The sequence below is a fragment of the Mesorhizobium bavaricum genome, from assembly GCF_056781655.1.
Genome location: NZ_CM165566.1, coordinates 4,212,190 through 4,225,486, shown reverse-complemented (window position 1 = coordinate 4,225,486; position 13,297 = coordinate 4,212,190). Strand labels below are relative to the sequence as shown.

Annotated in this window: 14 protein-coding genes and 1 tRNA gene; 3 read left to right on the top strand and 12 right to left on the bottom strand. The window is 58.8% G+C overall.

Annotated features, from left to right (window positions below; genetic code table 11):
- Positions 1–85: 85 nt before the first annotated feature.
- The 3 genes from AC1RZR_RS20725 to AC1RZR_RS20715 form a co-directional block, all read right to left on the bottom strand.
- Positions 86–358 carry a hypothetical protein gene (locus tag AC1RZR_RS20725; protein WP_481825788.1) on the bottom strand — a complete coding sequence of 91 codons (273 nt, stop codon included), beginning with the start codon at positions 356–358 and terminating at the stop codon, positions 86–88.
- Positions 359–754: 396 nt separating this feature from the next.
- On the bottom strand, positions 755–2,245 hold the full coding sequence (locus AC1RZR_RS20720; protein WP_481825787.1) for a deoxyguanosinetriphosphate triphosphohydrolase family protein: 1,491 nt from the start codon (positions 2,243–2,245) through the stop codon (positions 755–757).
- Positions 2,246–2,477: 232 nt separating this feature from the next.
- A complete protein-coding gene (locus tag AC1RZR_RS20715; protein ID WP_481825786.1) occupies positions 2,478–2,675 on the bottom strand; it encodes a hypothetical protein in 198 nt (65 codons plus the stop codon).
- Here AC1RZR_RS20715 and socA point away from each other — a divergent pair.
- Together socA and socB are read left to right on the top strand one after the other, a co-directional pair.
- On the top strand, positions 2,674–3,225 hold the full coding sequence (gene socA / locus AC1RZR_RS20710) for a type VI toxin-antitoxin system SocA family antitoxin (protein WP_481825785.1): 552 nt from the start codon (positions 2,674–2,676) through the stop codon (positions 3,223–3,225). The genes AC1RZR_RS20715 and socA overlap by 2 nt on opposite strands.
- Positions 3,203–3,919 carry a type VI toxin-antitoxin system SocB family DNA replication inhibitor toxin gene (socB, locus tag AC1RZR_RS20705; RefSeq protein WP_481825784.1) on the top strand — a complete coding sequence of 239 codons (717 nt, stop codon included), beginning with the start codon at positions 3,203–3,205 and terminating at the stop codon, positions 3,917–3,919. Before socA ends, socB begins: the two co-directional genes overlap by 23 nt.
- 253 nt (positions 3,920–4,172) lie before the next feature.
- Here the strand turns inward: socB and AC1RZR_RS20700 are convergent.
- A tRNA-Lys gene (locus AC1RZR_RS20700) sits at positions 4,173–4,248 on the bottom strand.
- Between the two features lie 303 nt (positions 4,249–4,551).
- Between AC1RZR_RS20700 and AC1RZR_RS20695 the strand changes: the two genes are divergently transcribed.
- Complete coding sequence (locus AC1RZR_RS20695; RefSeq protein ID WP_477277150.1) at positions 4,552–5,043, top strand: BA14K family protein; 492 nt, start codon at positions 4,552–4,554, stop codon at positions 5,041–5,043.
- Between the two features lie 92 nt (positions 5,044–5,135).
- Here AC1RZR_RS20695 and AC1RZR_RS20690 read toward each other — a convergent pair whose 3' ends face one another.
- The 8 genes from AC1RZR_RS20690 to AC1RZR_RS20655 all read right to left on the bottom strand — a co-directional run bounded on the left by AC1RZR_RS20690 (position 5,136) and on the right by AC1RZR_RS20655 (position 13,263).
- Positions 5,136–5,612, bottom strand: coding sequence for a DUF6882 domain-containing protein (locus AC1RZR_RS20690; RefSeq protein WP_481825783.1), 477 nt, complete (start codon positions 5,610–5,612; stop codon positions 5,136–5,138).
- A 27-nt stretch (positions 5,613–5,639) separates the two neighbouring features.
- Positions 5,640–7,133 carry a glycerol kinase GlpK gene (gene glpK, locus AC1RZR_RS20685; RefSeq protein ID WP_481825782.1) on the bottom strand — a complete coding sequence of 498 codons (1,494 nt, stop codon included), beginning with the start codon at positions 7,131–7,133 and terminating at the stop codon, positions 5,640–5,642.
- 93 nt (positions 7,134–7,226) lie between these two features.
- Positions 7,227–8,954: an ABC transporter substrate-binding protein gene (locus AC1RZR_RS20680; RefSeq protein ID WP_477277156.1), complete on the bottom strand. Its 1,728-nt coding sequence runs from the start codon at positions 8,952–8,954 to the stop codon at positions 7,227–7,229.
- A 79-nt stretch (positions 8,955–9,033) separates the two neighbouring features.
- The gene (locus AC1RZR_RS20675; protein ID WP_481825781.1) at positions 9,034–9,321 is read right to left on the bottom strand and encodes a DUF2160 domain-containing protein; all 288 of its coding nucleotides are present in this window, start codon (positions 9,319–9,321) and stop codon (positions 9,034–9,036) included.
- A gap of 2 nt (positions 9,322–9,323) precedes the next feature.
- A complete protein-coding gene (locus AC1RZR_RS20670; RefSeq protein WP_477277160.1) occupies positions 9,324–10,238 on the bottom strand; it encodes a carbohydrate ABC transporter permease in 915 nt (304 codons plus the stop codon).
- 1 nt (position 10,239) lies between these two features.
- The gene (locus tag AC1RZR_RS20665; protein ID WP_477277162.1) at positions 10,240–11,106 is read right to left on the bottom strand and encodes a carbohydrate ABC transporter permease; all 867 of its coding nucleotides are present in this window, start codon (positions 11,104–11,106) and stop codon (positions 10,240–10,242) included.
- Entirely contained in the window at positions 11,107–12,174 is a 1,068-nt protein-coding gene (locus tag AC1RZR_RS20660; protein WP_481825780.1) for an ABC transporter ATP-binding protein, read from the bottom strand. It abuts the gene before it with no gap.
- A 9-nt stretch (positions 12,175–12,183) separates the two neighbouring features.
- Positions 12,184–13,263: an ABC transporter ATP-binding protein gene (locus tag AC1RZR_RS20655; RefSeq protein WP_477277166.1), complete on the bottom strand. Its 1,080-nt coding sequence runs from the start codon at positions 13,261–13,263 to the stop codon at positions 12,184–12,186.
- Between the last annotated feature and the right edge of the window lie 34 nt (positions 13,264–13,297).

Genomic DNA, 13,297 nt, shown 5'->3' with positions numbered 1-13,297 from the left:
CATCGGCCCCGCGATCGATCGTCTAGGTGGCAGACAAGTTCTGTGAAACTAACCTCCGTCGGGCTTGTGGCATTTGCCAAGGGCATTAATCGCCAGTGCAACCGCCTGCCCAATAATGACTTTCGGAGGCTTGTTTTTCCGAATCCGACCCTAGCTCCAATTTACGGATATCAGCCTCGATATCAGGTGTCTCATAGGTCAAATGCTCTTCGCTGTGGGCAAACCTGTTTCTGATGTCCCTGATCTTTTTTAGTTCCGCGGCCAACGCCGCCGAAATAACACCGGAGGCGCGGGCAATCCTGATTTTCGCCGAGAACGTCGCGAGCGGCCCATTTCCCTCGTAGAGCTCTTTTGCCAATTTTCCCGAAAGATCTCAATGCCCACGATTTGCGCGACATGGCCTTAGAGGACCGCCGCGAGATCCTGGCCGAGATGACCCCGGACGGTGGCCGTATCCAGTTCAGCCAAGCGTTGCCAGGCGATGCCAAGGCGATCTTGATCTTGTCGAACAAGCCGGGCTTGAAGGCATGGTGTCGAAGCGCAGGGACAGTAAGTTTCGCAGCGGCACCTCGACCAACTGGCTGAAGGCCAAATGCTACTCGATTGATGAATATGAATTGCTTAGTTCGAACGTGAAGCAGGCAAGCCGGCTTTCGCTCTGATGGCAGAGCGTGGCACCGGGCGCCATGTCGGGAGCGCCTTTCATTTCCCAGCTATCGCGTGAAGCCATGGGCCGAATACTTGCCTAGCAATTTCAGTGGGGTTTCCAGATTGTGATAGGGGTTTCACTTGTCAGTCTGGCGTACATTTCAACGCAGTATCGGTCGGTCATGCCCGCTATGTAATCGCAGACCACTCTCGCTTGCCATGTTTCATTGTCGATATCGCCATACATCTCTCGCCAGTCGGTCGGCAGGAGATTCCGGTCGCTCATGAAGCAATCGAATAGCGTTGAAATTATCTGATCTCCCCGCTTCTCGGCAATTTTGAGCATGGGGGAGGCAATCAAAAGTTCAAATGCGAAATGCTTCAGCGTTTCGACCCACTTGAACGTTTTGGCGTTCAATGCCACCTGGGATAGGGCAGGAAAATCTTCATTCGGCTGGGCCTCGATGCCTCGAATGAACCGGCCAACTAGGTCGGACGTAAAAGAGGTTCTGAGATAGCCCTTTTCCACTAACGCTTGTGAAGCGGCTTGTGTTTGAGATGACACCACAAACGACAGTTCAGCGAACGTGACGCCTCTGGAAAGCTCTGCGATCTTTGTGTCGTCTAGCTCCAAAAGTGGCCGAAATAGCTCTCCTAAAATGTCGTTGACGTCTCCGAGGTTGAAATTCCGGTCCTCATCTCCCAGTCGGCCCGCCTTGCTTCCCATGCTATCTCGCACTTTGGAGGCTATGCGCTCCTTGAAGGCGTCATCCTTAGAGATCATGGTCAGCGGCGACAGGAAATTCGCCTTGAATGCATCTTCCAGATCATAGGTCGAGTAGGCGATATCGTCGGCGATATCCATAATGCTGCATTCAATAGTCTTGAATTTTCCGGGGTACCCTAGAGCTACGTGGCCCTTGATTCGGTCGACCAACTTTGCTTCCGTGGCATAGAAGCCCTTTACAGGTTTCCTTTCCGATGACGAGCTTTCCCGCGCGGCCTTTGTTTCCGGAATGATCCGGTCATATTTCAGGATCGCCGCCAACGAACGGTATGTGAGATTGAGCCCAAGTCGGATGTCGGTTGATGAAACGGGATCGACTGCTCTCGGGTTGCTGGACAGGCCTGGAAACTCGATGGTTTCCTTCTTCTCGATTTTTGCGAGCAGCCTCAGCGTTTGAGCGTTTCCCTCAAATCCGCCATAGCGCTGCATCAGCCTATCGAGAGTGGCCTCTCCGTTATGGCCAAACGGCGGATGTCCTAGGTCGTGAGCTAAGCCAGCGAATTCGACCAAATCCAGATTGATAGGATTTTTCTGGAAGAACGCAACCGTGTCGTTCAGGCGTATCGCAATCGACTTCGCAATTTGTGCCACCTCAAGCGAATGCGTGAGGCGATTTCTGAAAAAGTCACTTTCATGCGATGGAAAAAGTTGGGTTTTCCCCTGAAGCCGCCTGAAGGAAGGGCTGTGAATGAGACGGGCATAATCTCGCCGCGCTTGATTTCGGTATTTTTCAACCCCCAGACGGCTTGGTTTTAATGTCGATTCACGAACCCAATCATTTTTTTGGTACAACTTTGTTCTTGGCGACATTTCCCCCACCCTTTGCACCCACCGATATGAATCGGCCATCCTTGGAAACTGATACTTTCGCGCCAGTTTGGGGAGAATGAATTCTCACCGTTGAAACAGACGAAAGCTTTTCCGAAGCGAACGACCGCGCTCCATACAGACCTGCAGAATCCACACTCGACGCCATTTTTGCCATAGCCGTTCTCCCAAGTGAATTTTTGACCGCAGCGCGACAGTACGCACTTATTCGTTTTTAACTAGGCTTGACAATTTGCTTGTCCAAAAAAACAACGAGTCGGAAATTTCCGACCCATAATCCGTGATAACGAAATGCCAAAATTGGCTTGGTCACCTGAACCATCACAGTCACCTGAACCATCACACCTGCCAATCGCCCGGAGAAAACAACGCGGTGGTGAGTGCCGGTCGAATGGGCTAGTGATTCCGTCATGAATGGCGTCCCCTCAGACCCGCGATCAATTTGTAACCTCATGTTGGATGAGGCGGCTAGGGACGATCTAGCCATTAGCAATCTCGCCCTGCAGAAGCTGCTCTACTTCGCTCACGCCCGTCATTTAATCGAAACCCGCAGCCCACTTGTTTCTGGGTATTTCGAAGCGTGGCAATTTGGCCCGGTCCATCCTTCGGCATATAAGGCCTTCAGGGCGGCAGGTGACCAGCCCATCTCGTTCCGAGCCCTGCGCCAGAACCCTCTCACAGGAGAGTCCGATACTCTTCCCGCACCGACCGACACGCCAACGATTCGCCTGGTAAGGTGGGTCATCAGTTCATACGGCAAGCTGACGCCGGGCCGTTTAGTGGAAATCTCCCACGCCAAGGGCGCGCCCTGGGAATATGTCGTTGATCAAGCCCGGTCCAAGATGGCGTTTGGCCTCCGAATCCCCGATAGTGTGATTCTTGAGCGATTCAAATTTCACAAGGTCAGCGTAGGCGCTGTGCCGATGAGTGGAGAACCCGGTGAAGATACGCCCTTTGCCTGATATCGATCTAGCTCGCGTCGCCCCGCTACCGCGTGACCAAAAAATCCGCGCCTTGGAACAAATGAAGGGAGGGCATCCACCATACTCTTATGAACCGATGCGCCGATCCGCATTGGAACTGCTCAATGTCGATGCCGGCCCTCTCGGCAAAGTGGACCGCGCATCCTGGGCAAAACTGTCCGATGCAATTTCTAAGCGTTGCCGTTCTGAGGATGAAAGCAAGGCAAATCTCGGGGCCGCAAAGGCGCTTTTCGAGTTTGCCGAAGCCGCTCATCTGCACGGCCGCCGGCATGACATCTATCCCCTGGCTATCGGCATCTCGGAGAAGGTGAAGTTTTGGCTTCCCGCCGTTGTGGCTATCGATGACCAGACTGTAGTCCCCTTTATCGACCCCAGGCGATCAAAGAAGCTGACCGCTGATGGCCGCCGGTTTGCTTTTTCCGTGATGCACGAGCGAATCCGAGCCGCGGACGAAGACTTCGCGGACGTGGAGTTCGCAATTTTCCAATTGGATGCGAATGATGACGGTTCCCGCACGACGCGGCTTCACCTGTCTGGCGGCGTTGAGCTTTATAGCTTTGACGATCTGGATTTGATGGTCCGAGAAACATATGACCTGTGGCGCGCGATCCTTGAGGAAAGGGAACAGGCAACCCGGCGAAAAGGCGCTGGGGGACGCGGATCCTTGATCTGAGATCATTCAATCGAATGGACCCCGTGAGGGGCCATTTTATTTCACCCGGCAATTTCCGTGCGCTGCTAGCACGATGGCTCAAAGCCCATGCTGCCTCGCGATCCGGTTGGTCATGGCCTCATGCCAGTGACCAGACCACGGATTCATCGATTCTGATGGGAAAGGCGCACCGTGCTGCCCCGGTGTTGCCCAGGACAATCTAGGGAAACACAAAATCAGCTGACGCCAGAAGATCCTGATTTATTTGCGATTTTGGTGAGCGCGATGGGATTCGAACCCATGACCTACTGATTAAAAGTCAGTTGCTCTACCGGCTGAGCTACGCGCTCCCGCGGGCGCGAAAGGCGGCCCTCGAAATTGCGCGGAACATAGGGAGAGTGCCTCGACCGGTCAACCGGAAAAAGAGCATCGGCAAGCCAAGCTTGTCCCGACAACGCCATGTCGCCTGCCTGGCAGGTCGACCAGGACATCGAGGTCCGTCCAGAGCCGCCAAACCAATGATCCCTGGTGCCATTGCCAGGCCAAAGAAATATTACAAATCAGCAACTTGATATTTTTGCCCGGAACAATCGCCCGGCTCGCCCGTTCTCCAACCACAAGGGACGTCAATCACCCTTTCGAAGGAGAAGACAATGAACAAGTTCGTATCGGGTACGCTGGCGGCCGCTCTATCAGTTTCGTTCGCCGCGGCTGCCATGCCGGCCAATGCGGCGCAGATGTTCGTGCCGCAGGCACCGGAGGCCTCATCCAATATCCTGAACGTTGAAGCCCGCAACGGTGATCGGAATTTCCAATGGCGCCATAACCGCCATGGCAACCGCAACTTCGGCGTCCGTCGTAACTTTGCCCGAAACAATGACGGCGGCGCCTACTGGAATGGTCATCGTGGCTATCGTGAGTACCATCGCGGCTATCGTCGCCATGGCGACAACTGGTTCCCGCTGGCGGCCTTCGCGACCGGCGCCCTGATCACCGGCGCCATCATCAACAGCGAGAACAATCGTGTCTACGAAGGCAACTCGCATGTGCAGTGGTGCTACGACCATTATCGCAGCTACCGCTCTTCGGACAACACGTTCCAACCGAATTACGGCCCGCGTCGGGAATGCCGTTCCCCCTATTGATCCGCGGATGAGTGCAAGTAGCTGACGGATTTGAGAAGGCCTGTGCCGGAAGTGGCGCAGGCCTTTCTCTTTTCAGTGTTGGCGAGCCAGCTTCAGCCTGCCCAGCTGACGCTCTTGACGATGAGATAGAGCGCACCACGTTCACCACGAGGTGATCGGTACGCTCCAAGGGAATCGCAAATTCGAACCGTTGCACCGGTCAATTCCCAACCGAGCGCTTCCAGATCATCGTTGGTATCCGTCACGTAAGCCTGAGCCAGCTCGTCAATGCTGTTCTTCTCGCCGAAAGATCGAGCCAGCTTTGAGTCGCTGAGGAGTTCGTCGGGTAAATTTGAATTTGCCCAGGCCCAGAGCCAGTTGTCTGCCCTGGCGCTCGTGGAGCCGGCAATCTGGATCTCTGCGATCACCTTGATCGCCCCATCCTTGGAGAACAGGAGTTTTCCGGTCGTCATGTCATAGTCATAGCGTGACCAGCTGCCGAGGCGGAATTCTTTCTGCAAGCGGTCATTCTCGGCATTCAGCTGCTGGAGAGCTTCGTCGCGCCAAGCAGGATACCAGTCCGGCTTCATTCCCCTCGCCCTATCTGATGTGGCTGCTTATTGCACACTCAGGGTCCTGCGCACAGCATCGCGCCAGCCTGCCAGTTTGGCGGAGCGCATGGAGCTCTCCATGTCCGGTTGGAAGCGCCGTTCGAGCGCCCAGCTTCTGGCAAACTTCTTGGCATCCGCCCAGACGCCTGCCTTCGAGCCGGCCAGCCATGCGGCGCCGAGCGCCGTCGTCTCCAGAATGGTCGGACGGTCGACCGGCGCATCGAGGATGTCGGCCAGGCGCTGCATGGTCCAATCCGACGCCACCATGCCGCCATCGACCCGAAGCACGGTCTTGGCCGAAGCACCCTTCCAGTCCTTGCGCATGGCATCGAGCAGGTCGCGCGTCTGGTAGGCGACGGATTCCAGCGCGGCACGTGCAAATTCCGCAGGACCGGAATTGCGCGTCAGCCCGAAAATGGCGCCGCGTGCCTCGGCATCCCAATGCGGTGCACCGAGCCCGACGAAGGCCGGCACGAGATAGACATTCTGCGTTGGATCAGCCTCGGCCGCCAATCTGCCGCTCTGCTCGGCCTTGCCGATCACCTTGATGCCATCGCGCAGCCATTGCACCGCCGCCCCGGCGATGAAGATCGAGCCTTCCAGCGCATAGGTTGTCTTGCCATTCAGCCGATAGGCTATGGTGGTCAGCAGCCGGTTCTTCGAGCGCACCAGGTCGCTGCCCGTGTTGAGCAGCGCAAAACAACCGGTGCCGTAGGTCGACTTCATCATGCCCGGCTCGAAGCAAGCCTGGCCAATGGTCGCCGCATGCTGGTCGCCGGCAACGCCGAGGATCCTTATCTCGGCGCCGAAGAGGTTTTTCTCCGTGATTCCATAGTCATCGGCACAGTCTTTTACCTCGGGAAGCATTTTTGCCGGGATGTCGAGAATCGACAGCAACTCGTTGTCCCAGGCATTCTCTGCGATGTTGTAGACCAGCGTGCGCGAGGCGTTGGTGGCGTCCGTGGCATGAACCTTGCCGCCGGTCAGGCGCCAGATCAGGAAGCTGTCGATGGTGCCGGCCAGCAATTCGCCCTTTTCGGCGCGCCGCCTCGCTCCTTTCACCTTGTCGAGCATCCAGGCGATCTTGGTGCCGGAGAAATACGGATCGAGCAGCAGGCCGGTCTTGCGGGTGAATTTCTTCTCAAGTCCCTGCTTCTTGAGTTTTTGGCAGAGCGGCGCGGTGCGCCGGTCCTGCCAGACGATGGCATTGTGGATCGGCTTGCCGGTCGCCCCGTCCCAGATGACTATGGTTTCGCGCTGATTGGTGATACCGATGGCAGCGACATCCGAAGCGGCGCGGCCGGCTTTCTTCAGCGCAGCCTTCACCGTCGTCACGACGCTCGCCCAGATTTCCTCCGGATCGTGCTCGACCCAGCCGGAGGCCGGATAATGCTGGGTGAATTCCTTCTGCCCGCTGCCCACGACCTTCATCTGGCCGTCGAACAAGATCGCCCGGGTCGATGTCGTACCTTGGTCGATAGCCAGCACAAAACCGCTCATCCAGAAGTCCTCCGCCTTGATACAAACAGGGGAGACGGCAACATGCCGCCTCCCCAATTTTCACACGGGCGCGAACGCCCGCATAGGACAGTCTTATTTCTGCCAGCTCTTCACCAGTTCGTCGTAGTTGATGGTGATCGGCTTTTCTTTCTCGTTCTCGATCTTGAGCTGAGGCGCGAGATTGCCCTTCTTGACCGCGTCGGCGTTCCAGTAGGCGAGGTCATGCTCTTCGGCCATCTTCGGGCCGATATCGCCCTGGACGCCCGACTTCTCGATGCGGGTCATGACCTTTTCCTGCTCGCCGCAGAGCGAGTCCATCGCTTCCTGCGCGGTCTTGGCACCCGACGACGCATCGCCGATCGCCTGCCACCAGAGCTGTGCCAGCTTCGGATAGTCAGGCACGTTGGTGCCGGTCGGCGACCACTGGACGCGAGCCGGAGAACGATAGAACTCGATCAAACCGCCGAGTTTCGGCGCCCGCTCGGTAAAGCTCTTGTCGTGGATCGTGCTCTCGCGGATGAAGGTCAGGCCGACATGGCTCTTCTTCACATCCACGGTCTTCGAGGTCACGAACTGCGCGTAGAGCCAGGCGGCCTTGGCGCGGTCGGTCGGCGTCGACTTCATCAGCGTCCAGGAACCGACGTCCTGATAGCCGAGCTTCATGCCGTCCTTCCAGTAGACGCCATGCGGCGACGGCGCCATGCGCCATTTCGGCGTGCCGTCGTCGTTCAACACTGCCTTGGCGCCTGCGTCGACCATCGAGGCGGTGAAGGCGGTGTACCAGAAGATCTGCTGGGCAACGGCGCCCTGCGCCGGAACCGGTCCGGACTCAGAGAAAGTCATGCCCTGGGCTTCCGCCGGTGCATAGGCTTTCAGCCAGTCGAGATATTTCTGGATCGAGTAGACGGCAGCCGGGCCGTTGGTGTCGCCGCCGCGTGCCGTGCAGGAGCCGACGGGCCGCGAATTCTCGTCGACCTTGATGCCCCATTCGTCGACCGGCAGACCGTTCGGAATGCCCTTGTCGCCGTTGCCGGCCATCGACAGCCAGGCATCGGTGAACCGCCAGCCGAGCGACGGGTCCTTCTTGCCGTAGTCCATGTGGCCATAGACCTTCTTGCCGTCGATCTCGCGGCCGGTAAAGAATTCGGCGATGTCCTCATAGGCCGACCAGTTGACCGGAACGCCGAGCTCGTAGCCGTACTTGGCCTTGAAGTCAGCCTTGTTCTTCTCGTCGTTGAACCAGTCGTAACGGAACCAGTAGAGGTTGGCGAACTGCTGGTCGGGAAGCTGATAGAGCTTCTTGTCGGGTGCCGTCGTGAACGACGTGCCGATGAAGTCCTTCAGGTCGAGGTTCGGGTTGGTGACATCCTTGCCGTCGCCCGCCATCCAGTCGGTCAGGTTGCGCACCTGCTGGTAGCGCCAGTGGGTGCCGATCAGATCGGAATCGTTGACCCAGCCGTCATAGAGGTTCTGGCCGGTCTGCATCTGGGTCTGGATCTTCTCGACGACGTCGCCTTCCTGGATGACGTCGTGCGTGACCTTGATGCCGGTGATAGCGGTAAAGGCCGGCGCTAGCACCTGCGATTCATACTGGTGCGTGGCGATGGTTTCCGAGACGACCTTGATGTCCATGCCGGCAAACGGCTTGGCTGCGTCGATAAACCACTGCATTTCGGCTTCCTGGTCGGCGCGCGAAAGCGTCGAAAGCGGGCCTATCTCCTTGTCCAGAAAGGCTTTTGCTTCGTCCATCCCGGCATAGGCATTGCCCACGCCGAGCAATAGGACAAGGGCAGTCGTTGATGTTAAAAATTGCCGTCGCATTAGTTTCCTCCACTGTTTCAGGTTTCAAGTGCGATCTGGAGCGGCGGCCGGCACGCTGCCGCTCCAACAGTTTCCCCCTCTATACGTAGCGGAACACGCCGATGGCGTAGACCACGGAGAGAGCGAGAGCCCACCACAGGTTGGATCCAACAAGACCCACCCAAGCGAGATGGATAAAGGCGCTGCCAAGCAGCGACAGGAAAAGACGGTCGCCGCGCGTCGTCTCGAAGCGCAGGATGCCCACGCGCGGATTGCCGCCCGGCGAGGCGTATTCCCATGCCGCCATGCCGCACAGCAGCAGCAGAATGGTTGCGAAGAAGGCCGCCGTCGGCCACGTCCACGCCATCCAGGAGAGGTCGAAGTTCATTGTTATACCCTCCCCAGGGCGAAGCCCTTGGCGATATAGTTGCGGACGAACCAGATGACGAGTGCGCCGGGGATCAGCGTCAGCACGCCGGCTGCGGCGAGCAGGCCCCAATCCATGCCGGCGGCGGAAACCGTGCGGGTCATGGTGGCGGCGATCGGCTTGGCGTCGGTCGTAGTCAGCGTGCGGGCGATCAGCAGTTCGACCCATGAGAACATGAAGCAGAAGAAGCAGGCGACACCGATGCCGCTGGCGATGAGAGGCATGAAGATCTTGACGAAGAAACGCGGGAACGAATAGCCGTCGATATAGGCGGTCTCGTCGATTTCCTTCGGCACGCCCGACATGAAGCCTTCGAGGATCCACACCGCCAGCGGCACGTTGAACAGGCAGTGCGCCAGCGCGACCGCGATATGGGTGTCGATCAGGCCGAAGGCCGAATAGAGCTGGAAGAACGGCAGTGCGAACACCGCCGGCGGCGCCATGCGGTTGGTCAAAAGCCAGAAGAACAAATGCTTGTCGCCGAGGAAGCGATAGCGCGAGAAGGCGTAGGCCGCCGGCAGCGCCGCGGCCACCGAAATCACCATGTTCATCACCACATAGGTGATCGAGTTGATGTAGCCCGAATACCAGGATGCATCGGTGAAGATGGTGACGTAATTGGCGATCGTCGGCGCGTGCGGATAGAGCGTCAGCGACGAGACGATCTCGGCATTGGTCTTGAAGCTCATGTTGATGAGCCAGTAGATCGGCAGCAGGAGAACGATGATGTAGATCGTCGGCACGATCCACCACCAGCGCGATTCCTCGCCGCGACGCCGCATCAGCCGGGCGACCTCATCCTGCGACAGCGTGCTGGCCAATTCCCCCGAAGCTGTCGTCTCGCTCACTCTGTTCGCTCTTTCGTTGGCGCCGCTCATCTCAGCGCTCCGCGTCGTAATTGGTCATCACGGTGTAGAACACCCACGACAACAACAGGATGATGAGGAAGTAGACCAGGGACATCGCCGCGGCCGGGCCGAGGTCGAACTGGCCGAGCGCCGTCTTGACGAGATCGATCGACAGGAACGTCGTCGAATTGCCGGGACCGCCGCCGGTGACGACGAAGGGCTCGGTGTAGATCATGAAACTGTCCATGAAGCGCAGCAGGACAGCGATCAAAAGCACGCGCTGCATCTTCGGCAGCTGGATGTAGCGGAACACCGCCCAGCGCGAGGCGCCATCGATCTTGGCCGCCTGGTAGAAGGCGTCGGGGATGGAAACCAGGCCGGCATAGCACAGCAGCACGACGAGACTGGTCCAGTGCCAGACATCCATGATGATGATAGTGACCCAGGCATCGTAGGAATCCTGGACGTAGTTGTAGTCGATGCCGAGCGCGTTGACGTAGTAGCCGAGCAGGCCGATGTCGTTGCGGCCGAAGACCTGCCAGATGGTGCCGACGACGTTCCACGGGATCAGCAGCGGCAGCGACATCAGCACCAGGCAGACCGGCACGCCCCAGCCCTTCTTCGGCATGTTGAGTGCGATGAAGATGCCGAGCGGCACCTCGATGGCGAGAATGATGAAGGAGAAGATCAGGTTGCGGACCATCGCCTCCCAGAAGCGGCTGGAGGACAGCAGTTCCTCGAACCACTCGGTGCCGGCCCAGAAGAAGACATTGTTGCCGAACGTGTCCTGCACCGAATAGTTGACGACCGTCATCAGCGGAATGACGGCCGAGAACGCTACCAGCACCAGAACTGGCAGCACCAGGAACCAGGCCTTGTTGTTCCAGGTCTTTTCCATCTATGCCCCCATCTCGACGCGCCAGGAATCGGCATAGATGTTGATGCCGGCCGGATCGAACCGCACCTTCGGCTCGGCGGGCACGGTCTCGTCCTCGCCGATGACAGCCGCGATGTCGCGGCCTTCCAGCTTGGCGCGCACCACCTTGTGGCGGCCGACATCCTCGATCTTGCTGATCGAAACCGCCATGCCGTCGCGGCCGAGCCGCACATATTCGGGACGGATGCCAAGCTCGATGGCGCCACTGCCGGCCTTCGGCGCGCCCGGTAGTTCGATCCGCTGCGACCCGAGCGTCGCCATCTTGCCGTCGATTGCCACCGGCATGACGTTCATGCCGGGCGAGCCGATGAAATAGCCGACAAAAGTGTGGCGCGGCCGCTCGAACAGTTCCGCCGGCGTGCCGATCTGCACGATGCCGCCATCATACATCACCACAACCTGGTCGGCGAAGGTCAGTGCCTCGGTCTGGTCGTGGGTGACATAGACCATGGTGTAGCCGAAGCGGCGGTGCAGTTGCTTCAGCTGCGAGCGCAGCACCCACTTCATGTGTGGGTCGATGACGGTCAGCGGCTCGTCGAACAGGATGGCGTTGACGTCGGAGCGCACCAGACCGCGTCCGAGCGAAATCTTCTGCTTCTGGTCGGCCGTCAGCCCCCTCGCCTTCTTCTTTGCCCAGGACGCCAGGTCGATCATTTCCAGCGTCTCGCGCACCTTGCGGTCGACATCGGCTTCCGGCACGCCGCGGTTGCGCAGCGGGAAGGCCAGATTGTCGTAGACGGTCATGGTGTCGTAGATGACCGGGAACTGGAACACCTGCGCGATGTTGCGCTCCTGCGTCGACAGATTGGTCACGTCCCTGCCATTGAACAGCAACTGTCCATGCGAGGGATGAAGCAGGCCCGAAATGATGTTGAGCAGCGTGGTCTTGCCGCAACCGGAAGGTCCGAGCAGCGCATAGGCGCCGCCGTCTTCGAACGTATGATGCACTTCGCGCAGCGCGAAATCGGCATCCTTCCGCGGGTTCGGCAGATAGGAATGCCTGACATGATTGACGTCGATGCGCGCCATATCTCTCTCCTATGCCGCCAGCTTCGGCGCGCCGACGGCGCGGCCGTGCTCGTCGAAAACCATGATGTGGCGCGGATCGATGAACACCTCGACCACCTCGTCGGGCTCGAAATGGCGGATGCCGTGGGTCAGCATGACCCAGCGCACGTCGGCGAAGTCGAGATGAATGAAGCTCTCCGACCCGGTGATTTCGGTGATCGTGACCTTCGCCCGCACCGGCACGGCCAAGGCATTGGGCCGCTCGAGCGACAAATGATGCGGCTGGAAGCCGATCGTATAGTTCGCATCAGCAATGCCTGAGAGCTCGGCCGGCACCGGTAGTTTCACGCCGCCGTCGAGCAGGAAATCCGCGCCCTTCTTAGCGAGCACGATGGTGTTCAGCGGCGGATCGGCGAAGGTCCTCGCCGTCACCAGATCGGCCGGTTTGCGGAACACGTCGATGGTCGGTCCGAACTGGGTGATGCGTCCTTCAGAAAGTGTCGCCGTATTGCCGCCGAGCAGTAGCGCTTCGTGCGGCTCGGTCGTGGCATAGACGAAGATGGTGCCGGCGGCGGCGAAGATCTTCGGCAGCTCGGCGCGCAATTCCTCGCGCAATTTGTAGTCGAGATTGGCGAGTGGCTCGTCGAGCAGCACGAGGCTGGCATTCTTGACGATGGCGCGTGCCAGTGCCGTGCGCTGCTGCTGCCCGCCCGACAGGCTGAGCGGCGTACGGTCGAGATAGGGCGTCAGCTTGAGAAGTGCTGCGGCATTGCGCACTTCCTTGTCGATCTTGGCCTGATCGGTGCCGGCCACCCGCAGCGGCGAGGCAATGTTCTCATAGACGGTCATCGCAGGATAGTTGATGAACTGCTGGTAGACCATGGCGATCTTGCGCTTCTGCACCGGCACGCCGGTGACATTCTGGCCGTCGAACCAGACCGAGCCAGAGGTCGGCACATCGAGGCCGGCCATCAGCCGCATCAGGCTGGTCTTGCCGGAGAGTGTGGGCCCGAGCAGGACGTTGAGCGAGCCGTGCTGAAGCGTCAGCGACACGTCGCGGATATGCTCCGCCGCACCGACCGACTTGGTGACGTTTCTCAGTTCCAGCATGACGCCTCCTCCCAGGCCTTCCGCATCAGCTCAA

Bases quoted from the DNA above. Each gene is read 5' to 3' on its own strand.
- AC1RZR_RS20720 (WP_481825787.1), bottom strand. From the start codon at position 2,245: ATGTCGCCAAGAACAAAGTTGTACCAAAAAAATGATTGGGTTCGTGAA.
- socA (WP_481825785.1), top strand. From the start codon at position 2,674: ATGAATGGCGTCCCCTCAGACCCGCGATCAATTTGTAACCTCATGTTG.
- AC1RZR_RS20715 (WP_481825786.1), bottom strand. From the start codon at position 2,675: ATGACGGAATCACTAGCCCATTCGACCGGCACTCACCACCGCGTTGTT.
- AC1RZR_RS20695 (WP_477277150.1), top strand. From the start codon at position 4,552: ATGAACAAGTTCGTATCGGGTACGCTGGCGGCCGCTCTATCAGTTTCG.
- AC1RZR_RS20690 (WP_481825783.1), bottom strand. From the start codon at position 5,612: ATGAAGCCGGACTGGTATCCTGCTTGGCGCGACGAAGCTCTCCAGCAG.
- glpK (WP_481825782.1), bottom strand. From the start codon at position 7,133: ATGAGCGGTTTTGTGCTGGCTATCGACCAAGGTACGACATCGACCCGG.
- AC1RZR_RS20680 (WP_477277156.1), bottom strand. From the start codon at position 8,954: ATGCGACGGCAATTTTTAACATCAACGACTGCCCTTGTCCTATTGCTC.
- AC1RZR_RS20675 (WP_481825781.1), bottom strand. From the start codon at position 9,321: ATGAACTTCGACCTCTCCTGGATGGCGTGGACGTGGCCGACGGCGGCC.
- AC1RZR_RS20670 (WP_477277160.1), bottom strand. From the start codon at position 10,238: ATGAGCGGCGCCAACGAAAGAGCGAACAGAGTGAGCGAGACGACAGCT.
- AC1RZR_RS20665 (WP_477277162.1), bottom strand. From the start codon at position 11,106: ATGGAAAAGACCTGGAACAACAAGGCCTGGTTCCTGGTGCTGCCAGTT.
- AC1RZR_RS20660 (WP_481825780.1), bottom strand. From the start codon at position 12,174: ATGGCGCGCATCGACGTCAATCATGTCAGGCATTCCTATCTGCCGAAC.
- AC1RZR_RS20655 (WP_477277166.1), bottom strand. From the start codon at position 13,263: ATGCTGGAACTGAGAAACGTCACCAAGTCGGTCGGTGCGGCGGAGCAT.